The organism is Flectobacillus sp. BAB-3569 (assembly GCF_002270355.1).
GTDB lineage: Bacteria > Bacteroidota > Bacteroidia > Cytophagales > Spirosomataceae > Flectobacillus > Flectobacillus roseus.
On sequence record NZ_NJFZ01000005.1, the window covers coordinates 77,723 to 102,825 of the forward strand.

The following is a 25,103-nucleotide window of genomic DNA, read 5'->3' on the forward strand; positions in this document are numbered from 1 at the left end:
TTTAGTTAAAACTAAGGAAGGTTCTGTATGTGCTTATAAATGTATCAATTGAGATGGCATCTACAGTTCCTGACTAGCATTTGGTAGAACATTAACGACGAGGCTCTTCGTAATATTGAATCTTGAATTCTCTAAACTCAGAGATTAACAAATGCTTAACAAATATATACTGAATTTGCCAAGTCTAAAATTACTACGAATAAAACTCCTCCAGAAACCATTGATTCTATCCTTTACAGAAACAAAGGGTAATAAGAACAAGAATTCCTATTACCCTTTGCGAAGTGTCAATAAACTATCGGATTTGTTGACCGATTGAGAAAGTAAAGGCTTGGCGACCAAAATCTGACACACCAGGAACTTTATCAAATGACCAACCATAATCGATACCAATCATACCAAACGCTGGCATGAAGATACGAGCACCAAGACCCGCAGATTTATATAACTTGAATGGGTTGTATTCTTGATAGTTGGCAAAGTTGTTACCTCCTTCAGCAAAAGCTAATAAGAAAATGGTTGCCGATGGGTTAAGCGATACTGGGTAACGCATTTCCATTACAAACTTATTGTAAGCTACCCCACCATTTGGTACTGTACCTTGCGAACCTAAGATACGATCTTTATAACCTCTCAAACCAATAATGTCACGGCTAGCAATCGCAAAGCCAGTCATCATGCCCGATCCACCTACGTCAAAACGCTCAAATACAGAGATATCTTTTTTAGGATTGTAACTTCCCAAGAAACCTAAGTGGGTTCGCATGTGAAACACCAATTTATTTGTGATTGCAGTAAACCAACTGGCATCAAACATCCATTTATGGTATTCAATTAATGTACTATTAACATTACCACTTATTAATGAATAAGGAGGTGTTAAGGATGCTGTTAATGAGAAACTAGATCCGTAACGAGGGAAAGTTGGGTTATCAATACTATTACGAGACAAGTTTGTCACAAAAGCAATTGATAATGATTTTCCTTCTGGGTATCCAAAATAACTTGAACCTAAGCCTGCAATATCAATCAATGATAACGAAAGTGAGTTACTCAATGAGAAATAGTCATCAGGCCATTTCAAACGCTTTCCTAAGCTAAATGATAAACTTGTACTGTTGAAGTGAGCATTATTTTGTGCATTTGTTGCACTATCTTGTTGTGCTGTTGTCAAAGTAGAAGATGATAATCCTGTACCGTATCCATAGCCGTATCCATAACCATAACCGCCATAAGCATAAGGATTCGACAAATAGTTGTATTGCTGAATCTTGTAAGGATATGAAATGTTACGGCTCAAAGTCACCGAGAATGAGTTTGGCTTTTTACCACCTAACCAAGGTTCTGTGAATGACAATGAATAGTTTTGATAAGCAACACCATTGGCTTGGAAACGAACTGATAGTTTTTGTCCATCACCTGAAGGAAGTGGCTTCCAAGATTCCCAGTTACCAATATTTTTGGCAGAGAAGTTATTGAAAGTTACACCCAACGTACCTACGAATCCGATATAACCACCCCAACCACCAGACAATTCAATCTGATCAGAAGGTTTTTCTTCTACGTTGTATTCAATGTCTACCGTACCGTCCGCTTTTGGAATCGGGTTTGGTGTAATCTTTTCAGGGTTGAAGTATCCAATTGTTGATAATTCACGTACTGTACGAATAATCGCTGACTTATTGAATTTTTGTCCTGGCAATGTTCTAATCTCACGCATAACTACGTGGTCAGAAGTTTTGGTATTACCATTTACAATTACTTTGTTGATCGTAGCTTGTTTACCTTCTGTAATACGGAATGTAATATCAATTGAGTCACCAACTACAGCAGTTTCAACTGGCTCACATTGGAAATACAAATAACCATTGTCCATGTAAGCTGAACTTACGTCTTCTTGAGGCTTCCCATTCAAGCGTTTTTCCAAATCTTCTGTATTGTAGATATCACCTTTTTTAACCCCTAAGATTTCAGTCAATACTGAGTCAGGATAAATGTAGTTACCCTCCCAGAAAATATTACGGTAGTGATATTGACGACCTTCTTCCATTCTGAAAATCACCTTTACAGTTTTGTCACTATCCTTAAACACTGAGTCTTTCAAAATTTGAGCATCACGATACCCTTTTTTGTTGTAGTACTCAATCAACTTACCTTTATCTTCTTCAAATTTCTTTGGAACATATTTTGAAGGCGTAAATATTCTCCAAAATTTCTTCTCCTTCGTACCTTTCAATTTGCGTTTTAGGGTGCTAAGTTTCATTTCTGACACACCATCAAACTCAATTTTTGAAATTTTCACTTTATCACCTTTCTTGATATAAATCTTCATGGTAGCATTGTTACCACGCAAAGTATCTGTTCTTTCAGCAATTTTGATCCCAATATTCAGGTACCCTTTTTCTTGGTAATGCTTTTTGATCGCCAGCTCAATATTTTTCTTTACTGTAGCTGTGATGATTTTCCCTTTATAGGTCTTGATTTTATCAGAAAGTGTTTCCTGTTCTCCTTTTCTGATACCATTATATTCGATTCTGAAAAGACGTGGACGTTCTTTTAGGTGAATAACCAACCAAATTTTATCACCCTCAATTTTAGCAGCTTGTACCTCTACTTCTTCAAGGATACCTTGATCCATCAATTTCTTAATAGCCGAGGAAATAGCATCTCCAGGCACTTTGATTTTATCGCCAACACGAAGACCTGAAAGGGTAATCATCGAGTTGCCATCGTAAAATTTAGAACCCGCTACCACGATATCCGCAATTTCATACTCTTGAGGTGAAGCATAGTTAAGCTCTGTTTGAGCCGGAGTTGCAGGACGCCCCATACCACCAAATCTCAACTGAGCTTGCGTAATAAATGAAAGAAGGGTTAAGCAAAACAGAAAGGAATATTTCTTCATTGTATAGTTTTTGTTAGTCATAATTAGAGGTATGTTGTGTGTAGCATACCTTTGGCTAACTATTCTGTGACACGCTCTTTGTTTTATATACTTTTTGTAATCTGTTCGGATGTTCGGCCAAATCTTCTTTCTCTTGCCTGATAATCGCCAATAGCAATATGGAGGTGCTCGCGGCGGAAATCTGGCCAGAAAAGATCCTCAAAGATGTAGAGTTCCGCATAAGCTAGTTGCCAAAGCATAAAGTTACTGATACGGTGATCGCCACCTGTGCGAATCATTAAGTCTGGATTCGGGATGCCTTTAGTATCAAGTGAAAGCTCAAAAACTGATTCATTAATGTCTTCAAGATCAATCGTACCTTCTTTCACTTGTTGGGCTAATTTTTTAGCCGCATTAACAATATCCCATTTACCACTGTAACTCAAGGCCAAAATTACTGTTAAGCCTGTATTATTTTTGGTATCCTCAATAGCTGACAACAATTCTCTACGTGAATAATCAGGCAAAGCACTTGTATCGCCGATGGTATCCAAGCGCACATTGTTTTTGTGCATGGTTGGTACTTCTTCTTTGATCGTTTTTACAAGCAAATTCATCAAACCATCTACCTCCGCTTTAGGTCTGTTCCAGTTTTCGGTAGAAAAAGCGTAAAGCGTTAAATATTTTACCCCTAATTCGCCACAGCCTTCTATCACGTCTTTTACTGCTTTAAGGGCATTACGATGTCCAAAAATTCTATCAGTAAAGCCTTTTTGCTTGGCCCAACGGCCATTTCCGTCCATGATAACGGCTATGTGTTTTGGTAGATTGTCTCGGTCTAATTGTTCTTTCACTGATTTAACACTTTTTAACAAACAGTTGGATTCATAAGGGCTTATTCTACGCTCATTTGCTAGTTTTTGAACCAATTTGATGGTTTCAAAAAGCTTTCAACTCTAGCTCTATTCTATCCTAAAATGCCCTAAAAGCCTCTAATTTACATGAATCTATTAAGATTATTGCAAATTTAACGAAATAAACCCCCTATTCAAAATGACAGGAAGTCATATTAGGCTCTTCAAATGATCTTTAGTCCATAAAAATCAAAAGCGCCCATTTAGTATTACCTAAATGAGCGCTATTATTGATATCATATTTTGAGGCTTAAACAAGCTACCTGTTGTTTCCTCTCAGAAGTAATTCAATTTAAGTTAGCGGGCTAATAACATTCAACTTTCTGGCTTTCAGGTATCGGCTTTCAGCTATTGGCATTCGGGAAAACATATCTGTAGTTACTAGAAAACAGGCTAAAACTCTTTGCCTTGTGCCTGTTGTCTAGTGCTAAATCATATATTGTGCACTATTACTACTTAATTAGGAGGACAATAAATTTTGATGAATTTAAAACTCAGCGTCAAACTTGTATAATAATACATATCGCCTTTAGAATAATCGTTTTGTTGTGTTTTAGGTAATGTGGGGTCATTCCCTCCCAAATTATCCAAATAATCGGTAAAGGTCTTTCTTGTTCCAAACTCAAAATTCAAATCCCAAGGTCCTTTAATGTTGTACTTGATACCCACACCAAAAGGTAAAACAATCTGATTTTGTTTATAATCTGCCGTGGGGTTATCTCTTGGTGAGAATTTCATAAAACCAACACCTCCAAAAACATAAGGAGACCAATCTTTATGATAGCGATGATACTGATAGTTAAAAAAATTATATTCTGCCGTCAAGCTCAATTCATTGATGGTAGTTGAAAAGTTCTTTCCTCTTTGCTGATTAAATGGGTCACTACTATTTTTGTCATCGCCAGCGATACTACCCATCAAAGCACTTGCTCGAAATGATAAATCTTTTTTGAGATTATAGCGAAAAAACAAATTACCCCCCAGCTTTGCCGTGCCTATTTGTAAATCTGGAGAAATATCACCTTTGTAGTTCATTGCCCCTAATCCTGCGCCAATTTCAATTTTTTGAGCCCACAATTGCGTAGTGTATACACTGGCAATAGCGAAAATCAACACATAAACTCTCAAGTTGGTCATAAAATAATGGAAAAGTAGTTTTCTAAGGAACAAAAAAGTCAGGCATTAAATCCTGACTTTTAGGCTTGTAGCGTATTTTAAATTACCTTTATAAGTAAAAATTATACCAATTTTTTATAATCACTAACGAAGTGGAGGACACTTTATTTTAGTTGGAATATAATAAATCAACTTCACAGAAGTAAGCATGTAAGAGTCCTTATATTTGCTATTACCTCGAGCATCAGTACGGTCTGAAAAACCTGGTACCGACGAATAGGTAAATGGATCAACCCCTGAAACTGGATTGTAAACACCTATAGAGGTTAGATAATTAATCACACCATTGGTACGATCTTTACCCGAATAGGCTGCTGTTCGTTCTAAAGTACGATTGGCCATCGCAACAGACAATGCACTCTGTGTGCCTAAATCTGCTGGATCTGCATAAAATCCACCAACGTCATCAAGATAATCGGTCATCGTAAATCTATATCCAATTTCAAGTCCTAAGTCAAAATTATGGTTGAGCTTATATCTAACGCCAATTCCAAGTGGTGCCGAAACGCTGATTAAAGAATAAGGTTGAGCATACCCCGGTAAACCCTGCCCTTCGGTATGAAGAGGTTGTAGGCGTACCCAATCACTTTGATCAGGAAATAAAGTCTTGTCAGGTTTTGCCATTGGATCATGCGCAAATACTGCTACTCCCCCAAAAATATAAGGAATAACCGCCGCACGACGCGCAGAACCTTTGGCTGTTCTTACAAAATCATATTGTCCAACAATCGAGAATTCTTTGATGTCATTACGAAAATGGAGATTACGCATAAAGTTTGCCTCAAAGCCAGGAACACCATCCATGTAATTATCATCACCAAAAATCCGAGCCCATGTCAGGCCAAATCTTAAGCCAAATTGTGGAGACAACTGACGGGTGAAATTAAATGAGGCATTCCAGCGAACGCCATTGATGGTTGACTGTAAAAAGCGGTTGTACGGCGATAGCTCTCCATAATAGTGTGATGATCCTACACCAATGCTCACTGACGAATAAGCCTCGAATGTCTTTCTTTTCTTTGGCTGATCTTTGCTTCCGAATAAGTTCGAAAACTTGAATTGAGCATGACTCTCATGGAAACCAAACACACCTAACATCAAGAAAAACACTAGTGCAATATTTTTTTTCATAAGTCGGGTCTGAATAACTTCTGGTTTGACAGCGTGATAATTTGCGATTATTAAGGTAAATATATGTTAATAAACGTTAATATTTTGCTTTTGGTATGCTGACTAATTTTTTGAAACGTTTATTATCGAGTTGGCTTTTTAGTTGCGGATATCAAGTCCCCAATTTAATTTACTTCTTAGCGTATTGAGAAAATTGGTATTGGATAATTTCAACAAATTAGCCTTAAATTTTTCTCTTTCCATCCTGATTTTTACATTTCCATCCACAACCTTCGACCTTGCATCAAGTGAAATTAGGTAATTGGCACTTCTACTCTCTACCTCAAAATCTAAGATTGAATCGGTAGTCACTACCAATGGTCTTACGTTAAGGTTGTGTGGACTCATCGGTGCTATTACAAAAATATCGGAACTTGGCATTACCAAAGGTCCTCCGACACTCAAATTATAACCCGTCGAACCCGTAGCAGTGGCAATAATCAAGCCATCAGCCCAATAAGCATTGAGATATTCACCATTAAGATACGCCTTTACCACAATCATAGAAGAGGTATCTGTTTTCATGATACCCAGTTCATTGAGTCCAAAATTTAAACCATCAAATATATCAATAGGTTTTCCATTCAACTGTGTACTGATGCTTACCAGTGTGCGTTTATCGAGACTATAATGCTCGTTGAACAGCTCATCCAGACTTTCTTGAATTTTATCAGGTGAGATCGTCGCTAAAAAACCGAGACGACCCGTATTGATACCCAAAATTGGTATTTCATAATCACCTACGTGGGTAACAGCATCTAGCAAAGTACCATCGCCGCCCAAGCTAAAAACAAACTGGGCATCAGCTAGGTCTTTTTGAGAGGTATATATCGAGGTTGAATTGTAAACAATTCCTTTTTCTTGGAGAAATTTATGATACGATTCAGAGATTTGCAACGATACCCCTTTGGCATCGAGGGTATCAAACATTGTTTGTACAAATGGCTTTACGGAATCGTTGAAATTACGCCCATGAATGGCTATTTTCATTCTACTACAAATTCTTATATTACTGTAAAATCAAACAAAATGGGCTATTCGACAAAATTCAATGAATTTGAATTTTGTTCTTTGCTCCCATAAACAAAAGAAGAGATTCATTTTGGAAAAGGCAAATTTAAGGCTTGATTTTGCAAGAAATAATAAAACCCATAAGATTTAGTGAGTTCTTATGGGTTTTCAAAATTTTATTACAAGTCCAAATATCTCATCAGCATATCGAATCGCTCTTTGTCAGGTGTTACAATTGGCTCAAAAGCATATGCTCCAATTATATGATATTCAAAGCGTTCGAGAGTCGCCACCACTGGTGATATATCTCTCCGATTAAGCTTGAGCGTTAAAATATCTCTATAGTTCGACGATTCATCGCCGCTTGTATAATAGCTACTGATAACTTTGGTATCATTTGCCTCAATCAGCCGACTGATTTCGGAAAGCGAATAGTCACGATTACTTATGGCAATTTCGATGATAGCACCTAGTTCTTGTGAACCTAACTTTTTAGTAAGCTCATTAAGAAGTTCATTTACAAGTATGGTTCCCACAAAATGATGTTCGTGGTCAAGTACTGCAATTACCTCTAAGTCAAATTTTTGAGATTGAGCCAATACCTCGTAAAGGTGTTGGTTTTCTAAAACAAAAACATCTGGACACTCAGGCTGCAAAGCCACCATCGGCAATGATTCATCAGCATCTATCAGTATATCTTGACTTATCAATCCTCTGTATTCGGTATCTTCTACAATTGCTAATTGCCCAACCTTATAATCCTCCATCCACCCCAAAGCGTCTCCAACAGTGTCACTGGATTTCAGAATGGGTAAAACATGATTTATTATATCTTTTGCAAGCATTGTAATAAAGTGGTAAGTTGTTCTCAATAGCAGAACTCAAGAAATGACCTTCTTATTGTTCTCTATTTTCTAAAATTAATGATTTAATGGCAACTTCCCAATTCGATAAGTCAAATATTTGCTTGCTAACACGCCAATTCTAACTGTGTGATGGGCGTTTTTTCTAACCAAGTACTCAATATTTTGTTAAACTCTTCAGGACGTTCCATCATTGGAGCGTGGCAACACTTGTCGATGAAGTGTAATTCTGAGTTTTCAATCAATCGATTAAACTCATGTCCTACCTGAGGTGGAGTAATGGTATCATTAAGTCCCCAAACCAACAAAGTCGGCACTTTGATATTAACCACTTCTTTGGCCATATTGTTTCTTTGAGCCGATTTTGCGATGGCAATAATGCGAATTACTTTCTGTGCGCTATTAGTAATATCAAAAACTTCGTCAATTAGTTCCTTGGTGGCCGTTTGAGGCTCATAAAATGTATATTCTACACGCTCTTTAATGTATTCGTAACTTCCACGCTTAGGATATGAACCACCCATGCCATTTTCGAATAGCCCAGAGCTACCTGTCAATACTAATCTTTTTACTTTTGTAGGATTTCTCAAGGTAAAAATCAATCCCACATGACCGCCCAACGAATTGCCTAAAAGAGTTAGATTATCAAGACCTTTCCAACTAACAAATCCTTCAATGAATTCTGTTAATCCTTCACAGCCTGCCTTAGTAATAGGCATGGTGTAAATTGGCATCATTGGAATAATTACACGATAGTCTTTTTTAAAGCCTTCGATAACTCCCTCCCAGTTGCTCAATGCACCGAAAAGTCCATGCAATAACATCAAGGTTTCACCTTGTCCTTCGTCAATATATTTATATCCGTTTCCTTCGTGAATCTGGTAGTTCATAACTATTTGAGGTTTGAAATTTCGACTGAATAAAGTGTATATTATTCAATCTCATGGTTCGATTAGTTTTTGGACAAATTCAATAATTTTCTGAATAAAAACTAGCAGAATATAATCTATAAAAAGAATAGACTTTTATACTTTTTTCTAAAAAATAATCATTGCATCGATATTCATAAAATCATCTTCTGGGTGAACCTTACAATGGTTTTGTTCAATTTTAGAAGTGAATTATCTCTATGCAAAATAACAAAAAATATCTAAAATAATCCTAGTTTTTACTACCTGTGTTCAAAATTCTTTTCAAAAAATATCGTAAAAAAAGGCATCAAAAAACTATAATTGGTTAAAAATCAAATACTTAAATTTACAAATCAAATATAGATGATTTTATTCATTTTATGAAAAATTAATAATTCAGTATTTTACACTTAAAATCAAAAAAAATAGACATATAAAAATAATACAATTTTCCTTTATTTTGTCATACAGCTAACAAACACACTCAAAAACAGATTTTTGTCAGGGAGATAATTTTTGTTTAATATTTTTTAAACAAAATAGGTTATTTCGTACTTAAATTTTAAACAAAGACATAAAAACGAAGTATATGGTACTCATTATAGGAGCAGGAATTGCTGGTTTAAGTTGCGCTTCTTACCTACATTCTAAGGGTATTGAAACTCGCATTTTAGAGGCCTCAGATGATATAGGAGGGCGAGTAAGAACAGATACAGAAAATGGATTTTTACTAGATAGAGGTTTTCAAATTTTATTAACATCATATCCCGAAGCACAACAATTATTAAATTTTGAAGCACTCGATTTGAAGGAGTTTAAGTCTGGCGCACTCATCAAAACTGAGCAGGGATTTAGCACACTCGCTAATCCATTTAAGGAGCCTAGCGAGCTACTACCTTCACTATTTTCTTCGGTGGGTACTTTTGCCGACAAACTCCGTGTTGCACGACTTAGTTGGGAAGCACAAGGACTTGATGAGGAAATTATGGAAAGACCTACGGAGTCGACATTAGCGTTTTTACAAGCTTATGGATTTTCAGAAAAGTTTATTTCCGATTTTTTCAAGCCCTTCTTCGGAGGCGTTTTCCTAGAAAATGAACTGAAAACCTCCGCTTCTTTTTTCAAATATATTTTTGGGAAATTCTATGATGGCGAAGCTACCATTCCTGCCACTGGGATGCAGCAAATCTCCAAACAGATAGCGTCAAAATTACCCGCAAATACTATTCGCTTGAATACTAAGGTGAGTAAAATTCAGGGAAATACAGTGGTACTTTCTGATGGTGAATATATTGTGGCAAATCAAATCGTGATTGCTACTGATAGTTATCAAGCTGCACAGTTGTTGGGTAAACCTTTACCTACTCAGTTCAACAGTACTATTTGTAGTTATTTTGAAGCTCCTAAGTCGCCTTTAGACAAACCTATGTTGGCGTTGAATCCAAACAGAAAGGGTTTAATCCATAACTTGTGCGTACCTAGCGATATAGCTCCACATTATGCCCCTGAAGGAAAAGCGTTGGTATCAGTTTCTACCCAAAATGCGCCTTCTCTTTCGGATGAATCTTGGGAAAAACAATTGAGAATAGAATTAAAAGATTGGTTTGGGGCAGAGGTAGATTCATGGAAGTTTTTGAAGAAATATGAGATAAAAGAATCTTTGAATTCCTTCCCTGCAGGTAGTGTATTGAATCCTCAATTTAAAATAGCTGAAAATTTGTACCAATGTGGTGACTGGACCAGCTATCCATCACTCAATGCAGCCATGATGTCGGGAAGAAAAGTGGCTGAATTAATCGGCAATTCATGATATCGAAATCACAAACATGAGTCATTCGGAATGACTCATGTTTGTGATTTCGATATTTAGCAAATCGCCTGAGCTATAGCTTGTCCAGACAAAAATGCACCTTCTACATTACCAATACCAAAAGCATCGCCACCGATATAAATGGGATAATTTTTTAATTGCAGAAAAGTGCCACTAGCTCGCTTTGATGCCAAGGCATATCTCCAACGATGTATCTGATAGGTATCTATCTGCTCAACATTCACCATATCCGAAACAGAAGCGATTAATTCAGAAGCAACTTTTTCAGCATTTTCTTCAAGGTGTGACTGCGAATAATCTACTGAAGCATGAATTGTTAGGGTTGGATGCTCTGTCAAGCCCTTTTCAGCATTATCTACTATCCATGAGACAGGACTATTTTCTAAAATTCTTCCCCCTGTAATCGTACTATCTGAATACTTGAGCTTTGCCATAACCGCCCAACACGGGTCGTATTGAATAGAATTTAAAATATTTTTTTCCTCTTCTTCCAGCAAAATATCAGAATCTTCAAACAGCTGTAAAACCTGTGGGATTGGAGCCGAAATAATCAATTGATCAAAGTCATATTGCTCTCCCGATTCTGCAAAAGCTATACCATGGGCTATTCGCACGATTTTCTCGGTCAATTTTACATCAAGTCCTTGAGCCATAAATTTTGGAAGAGCGTTCATGCCATCGGGACAGACATAACGAAGATGAGTTCTATCGGTCACTTTCCAAGATTTGACTACTTGCTTTTGTACAGCATCATCAATAAATTCTTGAAAAATTGCTGACTTAACCGAAAAGTATTGTGCACCATGATCGGCTTTGGTGTCTGCAAATCTTCTGGTAGCCATCCTACCGCCTACCCCCCTTCCCTTGTCTACAATCGTAACTGCAAATGAATCTTGCGCAAGAACTTGTCCTGCACGAAGCCCAGCAATTCCTGCTCCGATAATAAGAATTTTTTGTTTTGACATATCCTTTAAATTGGTATTTAACAACAAAACCTCATTCCTTCCTAATTGTTAGCACAATCTTCGATTTGTACTTAAAAAGCTATTTTTTCTCTGAATTTTTCAAAAATTTATCAAATAGTTATAAAAATCAGCTCGAATACTGACAGATATAGCCCTAATTCATTCAAAGATTTTATTAACTTTGGCGATACAAGCATTGTTGGTAAACAATTATATATAAAACACAGAATCTATTTCGAAAACTGCAAAAAGAACCTACTAGTTAACCATTTTTGCATTAACCAAAAACTATACTTCTCAGATGAAAAGACTATTCCTTTTTGTATTGCTAGCTACTGCGATTTTTAGCTGTAAAAAAAGTAATGAAAATTGGCAGCAAGCAGCGGCAAATCCAGAGTTTTTAAGAAGAACACAATCCCAACTTACCGAATCCATCATTCACGACATTTTTGCGCCTCCTGTATCAAGTCGTATTTATATGTATTCAGCCCTAGCGGCTTATGAAGCACTAGCTGCAGGAAACACCAATTATCAATCGATGGTAGGTCAATTGAAAGGGTTCAAAAAAGTAGCAAAACCAGAAGCTGGCAAAGAATACTCCTATCCTGTTGCCGCTGTACGTGCCTATCTGACTATTGGTAAAAACTTGACTTTTGCGCAAGAAATTTATGTTGACTTTGAGAAAAAACTAGAAGAGGACTATAAGGCAACAGGTATTCCAAGTGAGGTTTATGAGCGTTCAATAGCCTTTGGAGATTCGATTGCAGCATCAATTATGAATTACTCAAAAGGTGATAATTACAAGCAAACTCGTGGTTTCCGTTATACCGTAACTCAGAAAAAAGGAACTTGGGTACCAACTCCTCCTGCCTACATTGATGCAGCCGAGCCATATTGGTCAAAAATCCGTCCTGCTACTTTAGATACTTCTTCTCAATTTATGCCCCCAAGACCTTACGAATACGATATGACCAAAGGTAGTAAGTATTATGATATGGTAATGGATGTATACAATACCATCAATAACCTTACTGAAGAGCAAAGAAACATTGCCAATTTCTGGGATTGTAATCCGTTCAAAATGAATATTACGGGTCATGCGATGTTTGCTACAAAAAAGGTTTCTCCTGGTGGTCACTGGATGGCAATTGTAACACAAACCTCTCGTCAACTCAAAGCAGATATTTATCAAACATCAGAAGCTTACTTGTTAACTTCTATGGCAATTTTCGATGGATTTATTTCTTGTTGGGACGAAAAATATCGTTCTATCAAGGTTCGTCCAGAAACTGTTATTAATGAATTGGTAGACAAAAACTGGCAACCAGTTCTTCAAACACCTCCTTTCCCAGAATATACTTCAGGGCACTCTGTAATTTCAGGTGCTGCTTCTGTTGCGCTTTCAAGTGTATTGGGAGACAATGTAGCTTTTGCCGATTCTTCTGAAATGCAGTACGGTTTGCCAGTGCGCAATTTCAAATCGTATAAAGATGCCGCCGAAGAAGCTTCTATTAGTCGACTATACGGAGGTATTCACTTCCGTCCAGCTTTAGATTTAGGTCTAGAACAAGGTCGAAAAGTAGGAGGTTGGGTCATTACCAAGGTGAAGACACGCAAGAAATAAAATGGTTTATCAGTATAAATCTCACGAAGTCCCAAATTTCATCGTAAATTTGGGACTTCGTTGCTTATCAACAACTGGGAGCAAATCCACCAATAAGACTATCTGCATCACCAAAGGATGTAGATTCTAAAATAAAAGCCAATAATGTCCCTTCCTCAAGCTTTACTAGATTCGCTTAGTCAGGTTACTGGATACCAAGCCGATTCTTTTATCAAAACGCATGAACTAGGAGAATCTCCAACGTCAATCAGAATCAATCCTGATAAAATAAATACTCCCCCAGCCCACTTGAATATTCAAAGTCCTGTACTTTGGAATCAGTATGGCTATTACCTTAATGCTCGTCCAGCATTTACTTTTGATCCTTATTTCCATGCGGGTACGTATTATGTCCAAGAAGCAAGTTCGATGTTTTTGGAATACGCTGTCAAACAAAGCGTCGACCTCGACGAGGATTTGAGAGTCTTGGATTTGTGTGCAGCTCCGGGTGGCAAAAGTACCCTTTTGGCTAGCCTACTTAGCCCTGATTCATTGCTAGTTAGTAATGAGGTTATCAAAAGTCGTGCAAACATTTTGGTCGACAATATGAGTAAGTGGGGTTTGACCAATACCTATGTAACCAATAATGACCCAAAAGATTTTAGTAGAATAGGTGGCTACTTCGACTTAATTGTCGTAGATGCACCATGCTCAGGATCAGGGCTTTTCCGTCGTGACCCTGAGGCGGTAGTTGAATGGTCATTAGATAATGTTGCTATGTGTAGTCAGCGTCAGCAACGTATTTTAGCCGATGTCTGGGATTCACTCAAAGAAGGCGGAATTTTATTGTATTCGACCTGTTCGTATTCCGAGGCAGAAAACGAAACTATCATGGATTGGGTAGTTGATAACCTTTCGGCTAAAAATATAGTTTTAGATAAAAAAGATACTGATACTATACAACAATGGGGTATTGTTCGCACAGAGTCACCCGAACATAAAGCCATAGGATATCGTTTTTATCCTGACCAAGCCAAAGGAGAAGGTTTTTTCATGGCAGCATTCCAAAAAACGAAATCAGATTACAAACCTTTTCATCGTCCACATATTAAGCCTCAACGTACCAAAAGTTTCAAACATGAAAAAAGTGTTTTGAGTCAATGGATTACAGACCTAGAAAATTATATGTGGTTTGAGAAAAACGATAATTTTTACCTGATCAATCCTGAGCACGAGAGTGATTTAAAGATTTTACAGAGTAATTTATATATCAAAAAGGCAGGGATTTTATTAGGCCAAATTGGGGCAAAAGATTTAATACCAGAGCATGAACTAGCCCTTTCGACTATACTATCTGAGCAAGTACCTATTTTGAATGTTTCTTATGAACAAGCAATTGCGTACCTTCGCAAAGATGATTTTGTACCTGATACCAATCAGCGAGGCTGGTGTGGCATTGCTTACGAAGAACATATTTTGGGCTGGGGGAAAGCGCTAGGAAACAGATTTAATAATTATTATCCCAAAGAATTACGTATTCTGAGCCGTTTGCCCTAAATTTCGCATTATTCTCCCACATATACCCCTTAAAACAGAAAAACTAGTGCGTTTTGTAAACGAAAAAAAAATCATACGTTTATACTCTAACTATTTTTTCTATTTTTGTACTAAAATTGTAATGTCTGCAAATCAGATTTTGAAGAATTGAACAATTGTTATTTGAAAGAATATTTTTAATAATATTTTTCGAAAAATCTGAAAATTAAGTGTTTATAAACTGAAAATAGCACACAGTAAATAAACTCGATAGTAGCTCGCAAGACAAGCATGCACCTCAAACTACTATTTAGTGTATAAGCTGTAAAAAGAATCGCATGGTTAACGAAGAAGCAAACGAAATTAAACAGCAACAGGCTGCCAATCCTCAGGAGGAAATCGACGCGACTACCGCACAGGTATTAGAATTGGCCGAAAACACTGAAGCTGAAACAACTGATGTTCACACAGTTGATTATTCTACTTTCCAAAAAAATGACTTTGTTGAGCTATTGTCAAAATTACTTGACGATGTCAAAGAGCAACCTTCGGTAGCTGCTTTCCGCAAATCAGAAGATGTTCTTAAGGAAGTTCGTCCGCTTTTTGAACAGTTCAAAACAGCAGAACGTGCAGAAGCTCTTGCTAAATTCAAAGAGGCAAATGATGGCTCGGAAGATGGATTTGAGTTTAAATTCGATGAAACTATCGAAAAATTTGACAAACTCTTTAAGGCACTTAAAGAAGAGCGTGCAAAGTATTTTAATCAAATAGAAAAAGAGCGTGACAAGAATTTTAGTCAAAAAACTGAGCTTCTTAACCGCCTTAGAGCTATTGTTGAAGGAGAAGACAATACTGATCCTGCTCAAATCAAAGCAGGTTTTGCTGAATTCAAGAAAATTCAAGATGAATGGAAATCAGCAGGTAACATCAACTCGCCTCATAACAATACTTTGTGGCAAACATATCATGCTTTAGTTGACCGTTTTTACAGCAACAGAAGTATCTACTTCGAATTGTTGGAGTTAGACAGAAAACGTAATCTTCAACACAAAATTGAACTTTGTTCTAAAATCGAAAAAATTGCTGAAGCAGCTAAATCTGATACCGTAACTGGTAAAGTTTTGGACGAAGCCGTAGCTATTTTCGAAGAATATAAGCATATCGGTCCAGCTCCAAAAGAAGAAAACGAGCTAATCTGGACAAGAGTTAAAGAAGCTTTGGATGTAATTTATGGCAAACGCCGTGAACAACTAGAAGCTCAAAAAGCAGAATCAGAACAAGTTTATACACTCAAATCTTCAATTGCAGAATTGGTTGAAACTTTCGCCAATTTTACAACAGAATCTATTTCTGAGTGGAATGAGCGCACAAAAGCCCTTTTGGCCTTACAAGACCAATGGAATAATGTGAAAGGTTTTATGCCTAAAGAAAAAGGTAAAGAACTTAGCGACAAATTCTGGGGTAATATCAAAACCTTCTTCAAAAATAAAGGCGAGTTTTTCCGTCAGTTAGAGGGTAAGCGTGAAGAAAACTTGAAAGCAAAAGTAGCTATCATTGAACAAGTAGAAGCGCTTTTGACTTCTGGTGATGATTCGCAAGATGCTACAAATAGCGTAATTCAGTTGCAGAAATCGTTCCGCGAAGTAGGTCACGTGCCTGAAAAAGATAAAGACAATATCTATGAGCGTTTCAAAAAAGCTTGTGATAGTTTCTTTGATGCAAAACGTGCCAAAAACCAGAATATCGAGAAAGAGTTTGAAGCAAATTTAGCGAAGAAAGTTGCACTTTGTGAGCAAATCGAAGCTGAAGCAGTTGAAGGCGCTGAGACTTCAAAACTAGCCGATTTCAAAGCTCAATGGGCAGGCATAGGTTTCGTACCAAAGAAAGATATGCAGTCGATTGGCAAACGCTATATTTCTGCTATCAACAAATATGTGAGTGCAATGGGTAAACTTTCTGGTAAAGAAAGAGAACAACTAGCACTTCAAACAGAAGTTGATATTTTGAAATCGAGAGGCGATTTTTCACCAAGAGAATTGGGTAAAAAAGAAAATGATATTCGTCGTAAGATTCAGCAAATTGAAAATGACATCTCGTTGTACAAAAACAACTTGGAGTTCTTTGCAAAATCCAAAAATGCGGATAAACTTCGTGTTGATGTAGAAGCTAAAATCAAGAAAGCAGAACAAGATTTAGCTCATTTCAAGCATCAGTTGAAAGTAATTCGTGAAGCAGAGAAATAGTTATTATACAAAAAACAAAAATAGGATGCGAGTTTCGCATCCTATTTTTGTTGGTAGATACCTCTTCCATATTTTTTCAAAAAAAATCATTTGTAAGGTTTTTGTAACATTCTTGTTATCAAAAAATTACGAACAACTTACAAAAAACTTTCATTTTTGCGCTCAAAAACATTTGCATATTACAATTCAAGCTACTAATTTTGTATCACGATAAGCGACAAACGTACTGCAAATCTTTGAAAAAAGCCTTCTTAGCTCAGCTGGTAGAGCAACTGACTTGTAATCAGTAGGTCATTGGTTCGATCCCGATAGAAGGCTCAAAAGCTCGACAAATGTCGAGCTTTTTTGTTTTATAGCCTTTCTAATGCCTCATCTTGTCGGGGGTCTCACCAGTAAATTGCTTAAAATCCTTGATAAAGTGAGCTTGGTCAAAAAAGTTATTTTCATAACAAATTTCAGAAAGAGACTTCGCCTCTCCTAAGGCATTGAGTACTACATTGAAGCGCACAATGGATGCAAATTTCTTAGGCGAGATTCCAACAAGCTTTCGAAAACGCTTTTCAAATGGACTTGCGCTGATATTTAGTCGCTCATTTAATTCTTTCACACGAATACTACCTTTACTTTGATAAATCATTCGAACGGACTCCACAATCAATTTGTCCGTTTGAATGTGTTGTAGTTGAGTAATAAAGAACTGCTCCACTATCTGTACCCTTTGGATATCTGTCTGAACTGAGCTTAAACGATCTTGTATTTCATCAACCAAGGATTTTTTGAAAATATATTCAAGGCCAATACTCAGATTAAAAAGTTCATTCGCTGGATGCTTTGTAAAATGAGCTAATCCTATTTCTGTAAAAAATACTAGCAATGTCCCAATCTTAGGCGAGTTTTTAAAAACTTTGTAACTATCTACTATTCCTGTAATCCCTGCTGAGAGTAGAGTCGAAGCTTGACTTTCTTGAATAATGGCAAGACTACCTTTATACTGAAAACCTACTACTATACCTAAAGACGGCAACACCTTATACTCTGATTCGTCTTCCATTTCTGAAACAACAAATTGCTTGATATATGGTTTTAAGGTATCGGAAGGTTGGAATATCTCAAATTTCATTTATTTTTTTACCGCTAAAATACTATAAAAGAAATACTTAAGTACTTTGTAGGAAAATTTTCAAAAAAAAATCATCAAAATACTTGTGTGACATATATGAAAACACTAATTTTGCATCACGTTAAACGACAAGCAAGTCGCAAACGTTGAAAAAAGCCTTCTTAGCTCAGCTGGTAGAGCAACTGACTTGTAATCAGTAGGTCATTGGTTCGATCCCGATAGAAGGCTCAAAAGCTCGACAAATGTCGAGCTTTTTTGTTTTATATCGATTTCTATTATCTCTTCTAGGAACGGTCTTTTGACCACTTTTGCAAGATATTTACAATTGAATCTAAGCTAAAAGGCTTGCTCAAGTAATCATTCATTCCTGCGTCTTCAATATCTTTTTGACATTCATCGATTGAATTAGCTGTCATAGCAATGATCACTGGCTGTTGTGACTGTAGTTCTCTAATTTTGAGAGATGCTTCGTATCCATCCATTTCTGGCATTTGGACATCCATAAAAATTACATCAAAGAATTTCTCCTGAATCATCAATAGCGCTTCAAGTCCATTATTGACCATTTGAGGTTGATAACCTAACTTGTTCAAAACTTTACCAATCAAGTATTGATTCATAGGGTTGTCCTCAGCCACAAGGATATTTAATGGATACTGTTGTGCAAAATCCGAAAATAATTTTCTCTGATGAGTGATATTAGCTACTTCTTGAGCTTTCTCAGTCTTCTTCAAGATCATCAGAAGGGTTTTACTCAGTAAATGCTGTTTTACAGGCTTAGTGAGTACCGCAGCAAATAAATCCTTATGATTTTTATGTGTATCATCGGTAACAGAGGTTAATAAGATAATTGGCAGATTTTTTCTTTGCTCACGAATATTTTGGGCAAGCATGATGCCATCCATCCCAGGCATTTGGCGGTCGGTGATAATTGCATCAAAAATTAGAGTTTCATCGGCTAACAATGTCAAAGCTTGAGCTGCTCTTTCCACTAAAACAACCTCCAATCCCCACGAGCTCAATTGTTGCTTAAGAATTTTAAGATTGGTTTGATTATCATCAATAACCAATATTCGTTTATTATCAAAACTTACTTCATGAAGCAAGCGATACGATTGGATAGGTTCTTTACTAATTTTTGAGTGAATCGTAAAATGGAAGTTACTACCCTCCCCTTCTTTACTTTCTACACCAATCACCCCACCCATCAATCGAATAAGTTTTTCGCTGATGACAAGCCCCAAACCAGTTCCACCGTACTTGCGTGTTGTAGAAGAATCAACTTGCGAAAATGCGCGGAATAAACGTGAAAGTTTATCTTCTGGAATTCCGATACCCGTATCTATTACTTCAAATAATAAATCTACATATTCTTCATGCTGTTGTTGAAGCTGAACTCTAACCAAAATTTCCCCCTTTGAGGTAAATTTAATAGCATTACCCACCAAATTAAGTAGTACTTGACGCAAACGTTGCTCATCGCCCACAATCTGCTGTGGTACATTGTAGGCAATTTCATACATCAAGTCCAAACGCGCTTCAGAAGCCTTTGAGGCAAACACGTCTAGCATTTCTTCTACACAAGCTCTCACATCAAAGATGCGCTCTTCCAGCTCCATATTTCCAGATTCAATTTTAGAAAAATCTAGAATATCATTAATAACTGACAGTAAGTCTTCACCACATTGCTTGATGGTTCTAACATAACCAATTTGTTCCTCCGACAAATCGGTTTCATATAGCAAGCCAGTCATACCTATTACACCATTCATAGGCGTCCGAATTTCATGGCTCATAGTAGCCAAGAAAATACTTTTGGCTTTATTGGCTTTTTCTGCCTCCAAACGGGCTTTATGTTCTTCATCTGTGACCTTTTGTAATTGTATCGTTCTTTCTACAACCTCTTTTTCTAGGCGCTCGTTTTGGTTTTGAATTGTTCGCACTCGTAGCCAATACACCAAAAGTATAATGCCTATTCCCAAAACAAATACCAAGACTTTAAACCACCATGTCATCCAAAATGGCGGAAGGATAACTATCTCAAGGGTTACCCCCTCAGCATTCCAAATTCCATCATTGTTAGAGGCTTTCACCTTAAACCAATAGGTACCAGGATTTAGGTTGGTATAGGTTGCGCTACGGTTACTCCCAACATGATTCCATTTTTTGTCAAAACCTTCAAGCTTATAAGCATATTGGTTTTTTCAGGAATGGTAAAATTCAAGGCTGCAAATGCTAAGGTAAATACCGATTGGTCATAATTTAGGACGATTTTTTTAGCTGAATTGATATGCGTTGGAAAATTGGGATTAGAAAACCCTGTTGTTATCGGCGTATTAAAAATTGAAAGATTAGTGATATATACAGGAGGGACAAAGGTATTATCCTTGATACTGTCAGGATAAAAGCTATTAAAGCCATTTGGACCACCAAAATATATTTCCCCATCTTGAGTCATGAATGAAGCACGTGCTTTGAATTCATTGCTCTGTAATCCATCAGCCAAGGAATAGTTTCGAACGTCGTTTTCATAATAGTTAAACCTCGTTAATCCTTTATTAGAACTAATCCAAAGGTTTCCTTTTTTATCAATTACTATACTTTTAATGGCATTATTGGCGAATCCATCTGTTTCCGAATACCTTTTAAATTTCCCCGTTTTAATATTCAATAAATTCAAGCCTCCACTTGTACCTACCCAAAGGTAACCCTTGGGTCCATCAGCAAAGCACGTGATATAATCGTTAGAAATACTTTGTGGGTCGCTTACCTGATGAATATATCGAGCAAATGATTTTGAATGAGGAAGGTATCTTGCGGCACCAGTTTCGGTTCCAATCCAAGTACGTCCATCTCGATCTACAAAAACTATGTTAATATTATTATTGGGAATAGAGTTGGCGTTATTAGGTTCATGTTTGAATGCCGTTACTTCATGCGTCTGTCCATTCATGAAGCACAAGCCTCCATTCCAAGTACCAATCCAAAAATTTTGCTGATGATCTCTAACAACCGAATTTACACTCCAGGAACTGATTCGAGATTTTGGGTCGGGTGTATCAATCGAGTAATTCTCAAATGTTTTGGTTTGGATGTTATACGTACCAAAACCTCCTCTATGATAGCCCAAGGCCAACATAGAAGAATTAAAATAATCCACTGCAATCACATAATCTGTTTTGGGGCTATTGGGATTGGAAGGGTTATTTTTGATAAAATCAAAAGTTTGGGTTTTACGGTTAAAATAATTGATTCCTCCTCCGTCGGTTCCAATCCATATTTGGTCTTTCCCATCGCCTGTAATCGACAAGACGAAATTGTTGTTTAGGCTATTGCTTCCAATTTGATTTTTGTAGCTTTTAAATTTTCTACCAAATTTGGGCAAGAAGTTTACACCACCCGACCACGTACCTACCCACATGTTCCCAATATCATCACGATAAATGCTATATACTGAGTTATTGCTTAGGCTATTTGGGTCGTTTGCATCAAATTTATAGGTTGTAAATTGAAAATTGGGGAGCTTCAATACACTCAATCCACCATTTTCCGTTCCAATCCAAATGTTATTTTTTTCATCTTCTTGAAGACATAGAAGGTCATTATGAGCTAAACTGTTAGGGTTATCGGCATTATGCAGAAAAGACCTAAAATCATCAGAAGTTTCGTTGTACAAATTCAGTCCTCCACCTCTAGTGCCAATCCACATACGATTATGGCTATCTTTTAATACACTTGTGACCCAATTGTTGGACAACGAGTGTTGATTACCATCTTGGTGATAATAGTTTCGAAAGCGTTTGTTGGTAGGATTAAATAATGATAGTCCATTTTTACACCCAATCCATAAGTTTCCCTTAGCGTCTTCCGCTATTCGGTACACATAATTATCAGCTAGAGAATTAGACTGATTATCTCGATGCTTAAAAACACTAAAGTTATTCTTTGATCCATTAAATAAATAAAGCCCATCAACAGTTCCCAGCCAAAGATGTTGCTTGGAGTCGATAAATAAATCCCTAATTTTTAAGTCGGGTAGCTTTGTTGTATGGTGGGTAAAAACTTCGGTGGTTTTATCAAACTTATCAAGACCTCTTCCTGTAGCTACCCAAAGATATCCCTGCGAATCCTCTACGATATCAAAGATATTATTATCAGAAAGCGAATTGGTGTCGTTGGTATAATGTTTATAGATGGTAAAAGTATACCCGTCAAATTTGTTAAGACCCTCTTGTGTAGCAAACCACATAAAGCCCTGTTTGTCTTTCAAAATAGCGCCAACCTGACTTTGAGAAAGTCCTTGATTGGTACTATAATGAATAAAGTACGGCTTGATTGCTTGAGCAATAGAATCATTGCTCAATGATAGCCACAAGACCAACATACAAATTACACGAATCATAGTTGAATAGGACAGGGAAGCAATAGTAAAACTCCCCTCAAATTAGATTGATGGTTTATTTTGGCAAGTATAATTACAGCCTTTTATGATTTTCTAAAATGGATTTCTATGTTTAAGACAAGGACTTAGAGACTAAATTATTATAAATGCAATTCAAAATAATTTTCTTATTGAAAGAGTTCTTAGGCAGGATATTAAAAAATATAAAATTTTCTTACTCAAAGGTAAAAAAAAATAGTGATTCTTAAAACATACTTCACTTTTTTTGGGTTCTTGATGCAAACACAAAAAATTTAAACAACACTTTCTACTTTTATCAAAAATGTGCCACACTTATCAAAGTATAACAAATATATAACACAACTTATAATAGCATTTATTTAAAATATTGAATTTCAGCGTTTTACAATAAAACTAATTGTACAAAAACAGAAATATTTAGTTATACACACTTAATTATAAATTATTTTACCAACCCGATATTCCACGCACATCATAAATTTTCCCCTTATTTCAGGAAAATTCTTTTATTTTTTTCTTGCATTGTTCGTTTATAGATACTATATTTGTTCAAGTCAGCTTCAAGTAGTCACAATTTTATAAACAAGTAAGCTTGTAATACCTAGTCACTAGATAAACCGTCCTTTTAGTTAAGTATTACAATGTTCTATAGCATTTGGAAAGTGCATTATTAATTTAAAGCAAGAAGCATAATTAAGTAATACTTTTAAATGAGCAAGATAAAGTACTACCACTAATTATCTCGTCTTTTCCAAATTCCCTTTTTTTACGAAAAATTAATCTTTTTTTTACTTATAGTCGTATATATGATTATGGTATATCGATGATGGGTGTTTTTTGCCCAGCGACCAAATAGTCAATTCCAAATACGTATTTTCTAAAAGCAATAAGCAAATACAACAATCTTATTAACATTATTTCCACACTATATTTATCGCAACACATTAAAAGATTATAATTATGAACAATTTCCTTACTTTGTTAAAAAAGCAGTTGCTAATGCGGTGGTTAGCAACTCATTAATGGCTCTTGCTGCCCTTGTTCTATTATCAAATCGTGTTTTTGCTCAATCAGAAAATGTTAAGTTGGATTATTTCAGCTTGGCGCTAGCCAATCAGGATGAAAAGCCTAAAGCAATGTTCTTTTTTCAAGAAGTTTTAGGTGCAAACTTGATGACAAACAATGATCAAAACATTTATGAATTCGAATTGCCGAACTCTCCCGTTATCAGAGTATTCAAAAAAGAAAAACCAGAACCTAATGCTACTTGTAACTATAACAAAAGCGTAGAAAACTGGGGCACATGTATCAATAGCTATGGCTTGGCTTGGATTGTGGTTGCTACTTCTGATTTGAAAAGAACGGCAAAAGAATTGAAAGCCGCTGGATATCCAACCAAATTCAGTAAATCAATGCTTCCTGACGAACCTACTACTGAAGTATTGATCACTTCGCCTTTCAACAATCAGTTATTTTTGTTTGTTCAACGCGAAGATGTGAGCGCTTCAGCTTGTAAAATTGAAAACATCCACTTGGTGGTGGAAAATTTGAAAAAATCAATCGGTTTTTATTCTGATACCATGGGCGCTTCTGACATCGAGTACGTAAGTGACGTGTGTGCCAAAGTGCAAATCGGTGGACAAAACTTTATTCTTGCAGAGCCAGAGGGTTTGTTGTTGGAGCCTTCGCAATTCGAAGGGAATACGTCTAACGAAGCTAGTGTGATAAAAGAACATTTCGGATTCTTATTCAACGACTTCGAGCAAGGTATTTATGCAATCAATGGTAAAGGATATTATTTCAAAAATATGCCACAACCACAGTATCGTGACAACAAACACAGTCATTTTTCAAATGGTCAAATCTTAAGCCCTGATGGTTTAGTCATTGATTTGGGTGATATGGCTGTCAGCAGATATTCAAGACAATAATTAACTTTTCTCGAAATTTCTTACAAACAACATTATATTCCTTACTTACTCTTAAATATATCTATTTTGTAATCGTTAAAATTTAAGGTAGTCTTCCATCGAAGGCTACCTTTTTATTTGCTATTTTGTGCAGGTAAAGCTTAGATTCAATAGAGAATACTAATTTTGTAAACTTAAATCAACTTGTATCGTCAATATGAAACTAAGAGCATATATATTGTTTTTGTTAATCCTTGGAGCCTGCCAATTACTTACAGGCTGTATTTGGGCAAGAAGATGCCCTGAAAAAACATGTAGAGTCAGTACTGAACATCGACATGAAGGAGGCAATTTTCGTCCTCGTGCTGCATTTTCTTGGGTTACTACCAAAAAACACTGGCCTTGGAGTAGATTGGGCGGAGGGAAAAAATACAATGGTAAAAAAGACAAGAAGACAGGGAAAAAGAAATTCAAGTATTTATTACCTGGCGAAAGAGTTGATTTTGACAAAAAGAATTAGCGCATAATACAGACAGGCATACC

General features: G+C 36.4%; 17 protein-coding genes, 2 tRNA genes and 1 pseudogene. 8 read left to right on the top strand and 12 right to left on the bottom strand.

Annotated features, from left to right (window positions below):
* Positions 1-295: 295 nt before the first annotated feature.
* From bamA to BWI92_RS04165, 7 genes are all read right to left on the bottom strand, one after another.
* Complete coding sequence (gene bamA / locus BWI92_RS04135) at positions 296-2,905, bottom strand: outer membrane protein assembly factor BamA (RefSeq protein WP_095160868.1); 2,610 nt, start codon at positions 2,903-2,905, stop codon at positions 296-298.
* Between the two features lie 83 nt (positions 2,906-2,988).
* Positions 2,989-3,738 carry an isoprenyl transferase gene (locus BWI92_RS04140; protein WP_095161165.1) on the bottom strand — a complete coding sequence of 250 codons (750 nt, stop codon included), beginning with the start codon at positions 3,736-3,738 and terminating at the stop codon, positions 2,989-2,991.
* A 516-nt stretch (positions 3,739-4,254) separates the two neighbouring features.
* A complete protein-coding gene (locus BWI92_RS04145) occupies positions 4,255-4,935 on the bottom strand; it encodes a DUF6089 family protein (RefSeq protein ID WP_095160869.1) in 681 nt (226 codons plus the stop codon).
* 123 nt (positions 4,936-5,058) lie between these two features.
* Entirely contained in the window at positions 5,059-6,105 is a 1,047-nt protein-coding gene (locus BWI92_RS04150; RefSeq protein ID WP_095160870.1) for a DUF6089 family protein, read from the bottom strand.
* Positions 6,106-6,243: 138 nt separating this feature from the next.
* Positions 6,244-7,134: an NAD kinase gene (locus BWI92_RS04155; protein WP_095160871.1), complete on the bottom strand. Its 891-nt coding sequence runs from the start codon at positions 7,132-7,134 to the stop codon at positions 6,244-6,246.
* A 200-nt stretch (positions 7,135-7,334) separates the two neighbouring features.
* Entirely contained in the window at positions 7,335-8,000 is a 666-nt protein-coding gene (locus tag BWI92_RS04160) for a CBS domain-containing protein (protein WP_095160872.1), read from the bottom strand.
* Positions 8,001-8,125: 125 nt separating this feature from the next.
* A complete protein-coding gene (locus tag BWI92_RS04165; RefSeq protein WP_095160873.1) occupies positions 8,126-8,908 on the bottom strand; it encodes an alpha/beta fold hydrolase in 783 nt (260 codons plus the stop codon).
* 610 nt (positions 8,909-9,518) lie between these two features.
* Here BWI92_RS04165 and BWI92_RS04170 point away from each other — a divergent pair.
* Entirely contained in the window at positions 9,519-10,739 is a 1,221-nt protein-coding gene (locus BWI92_RS04170; protein ID WP_095160874.1) for an NAD(P)/FAD-dependent oxidoreductase, read from the top strand.
* 56 nt (positions 10,740-10,795) lie between these two features.
* Here the strand turns inward: BWI92_RS04170 and BWI92_RS04175 are convergent, their stop codons facing one another.
* Positions 10,796-11,725, bottom strand: a complete 930-nt coding sequence (locus BWI92_RS04175) for an NAD(P)/FAD-dependent oxidoreductase (protein ID WP_095160875.1) — start codon at positions 11,723-11,725, stop codon at positions 10,796-10,798.
* A gap of 301 nt (positions 11,726-12,026) precedes the next feature.
* On the opposite strand from BWI92_RS04175, the gene BWI92_RS04180 reads away from it, so the two are divergent.
* The 4 genes from BWI92_RS04180 (at position 12,027) to BWI92_RS04200 (ending at position 17,425) form a co-directional block, all read left to right on the top strand.
* Positions 12,027-13,349: a vanadium-dependent haloperoxidase gene (locus BWI92_RS04180; RefSeq protein WP_095160876.1), complete on the top strand. Its 1,323-nt coding sequence runs from the start codon at positions 12,027-12,029 to the stop codon at positions 13,347-13,349.
* Between the two features lie 144 nt (positions 13,350-13,493).
* A complete protein-coding gene (locus BWI92_RS04185; RefSeq protein WP_217903381.1) occupies positions 13,494-14,885 on the top strand; it encodes a methyltransferase RsmF C-terminal domain-like protein in 1,392 nt (463 codons plus the stop codon).
* A gap of 317 nt (positions 14,886-15,202) precedes the next feature.
* Positions 15,203-17,107 carry a DUF349 domain-containing protein gene (locus tag BWI92_RS04190; RefSeq protein WP_095160878.1) on the top strand — a complete coding sequence of 635 codons (1,905 nt, stop codon included), beginning with the start codon at positions 15,203-15,205 and terminating at the stop codon, positions 17,105-17,107.
* A 245-nt stretch (positions 17,108-17,352) separates the two neighbouring features.
* Positions 17,353-17,425 (top strand) — tRNA-Thr (locus BWI92_RS04200).
* 43 nt (positions 17,426-17,468) lie between these two features.
* On the opposite strand, the gene BWI92_RS04205 is transcribed toward BWI92_RS04200, so the two are convergent.
* On the bottom strand, positions 17,469-18,227 hold the full coding sequence (locus BWI92_RS04205; RefSeq protein WP_095160880.1) for a helix-turn-helix domain-containing protein: 759 nt from the start codon (positions 18,225-18,227) through the stop codon (positions 17,469-17,471).
* A 155-nt stretch (positions 18,228-18,382) separates the two neighbouring features.
* Here BWI92_RS04205 and BWI92_RS04210 point away from each other — a divergent pair.
* Positions 18,383-18,455, top strand: a tRNA-Thr gene (locus tag BWI92_RS04210).
* A 56-nt stretch (positions 18,456-18,511) separates the two neighbouring features.
* Here BWI92_RS04210 and BWI92_RS04215 read toward each other — a convergent pair.
* The 3 genes and pseudogenes from BWI92_RS04215 to BWI92_RS04220 all read right to left on the bottom strand — a co-directional run bounded on the left by BWI92_RS04215 (position 18,512) and on the right by BWI92_RS04220 (position 22,629).
* The gene (locus BWI92_RS04215) at positions 18,512-19,846 is read right to left on the bottom strand and encodes a response regulator (protein WP_310588866.1); all 1,335 of its coding nucleotides are present in this window, start codon (positions 19,844-19,846) and stop codon (positions 18,512-18,514) included.
* A 15-nt stretch (positions 19,847-19,861) separates the two neighbouring features.
* Positions 19,862-20,371, bottom strand: a pseudogene (locus tag BWI92_RS28055) (histidine kinase dimerization/phospho-acceptor domain-containing protein); the annotation flags it as partial.
* On the bottom strand, positions 20,344-22,629 hold the full coding sequence (locus BWI92_RS04220; protein ID WP_095160882.1) for a two-component regulator propeller domain-containing protein: 2,286 nt from the start codon (positions 22,627-22,629) through the stop codon (positions 20,344-20,346). The pseudogene BWI92_RS28055 and the gene BWI92_RS04220, both read right to left, overlap by 28 nt.
* A gap of 1,043 nt (positions 22,630-23,672) precedes the next feature.
* Here BWI92_RS04220 and BWI92_RS04225 point away from each other — a divergent pair.
* Entirely contained in the window at positions 23,673-24,581 is a 909-nt protein-coding gene (locus BWI92_RS04225; RefSeq protein WP_095160883.1) for a VOC family protein, read from the top strand.
* A gap of 196 nt (positions 24,582-24,777) precedes the next feature.
* Complete coding sequence (locus tag BWI92_RS04230; protein WP_095160884.1) at positions 24,778-25,080, top strand: hypothetical protein; 303 nt, start codon at positions 24,778-24,780, stop codon at positions 25,078-25,080.
* The last annotated feature ends 23 nt before the right edge of the window (positions 25,081-25,103 follow it).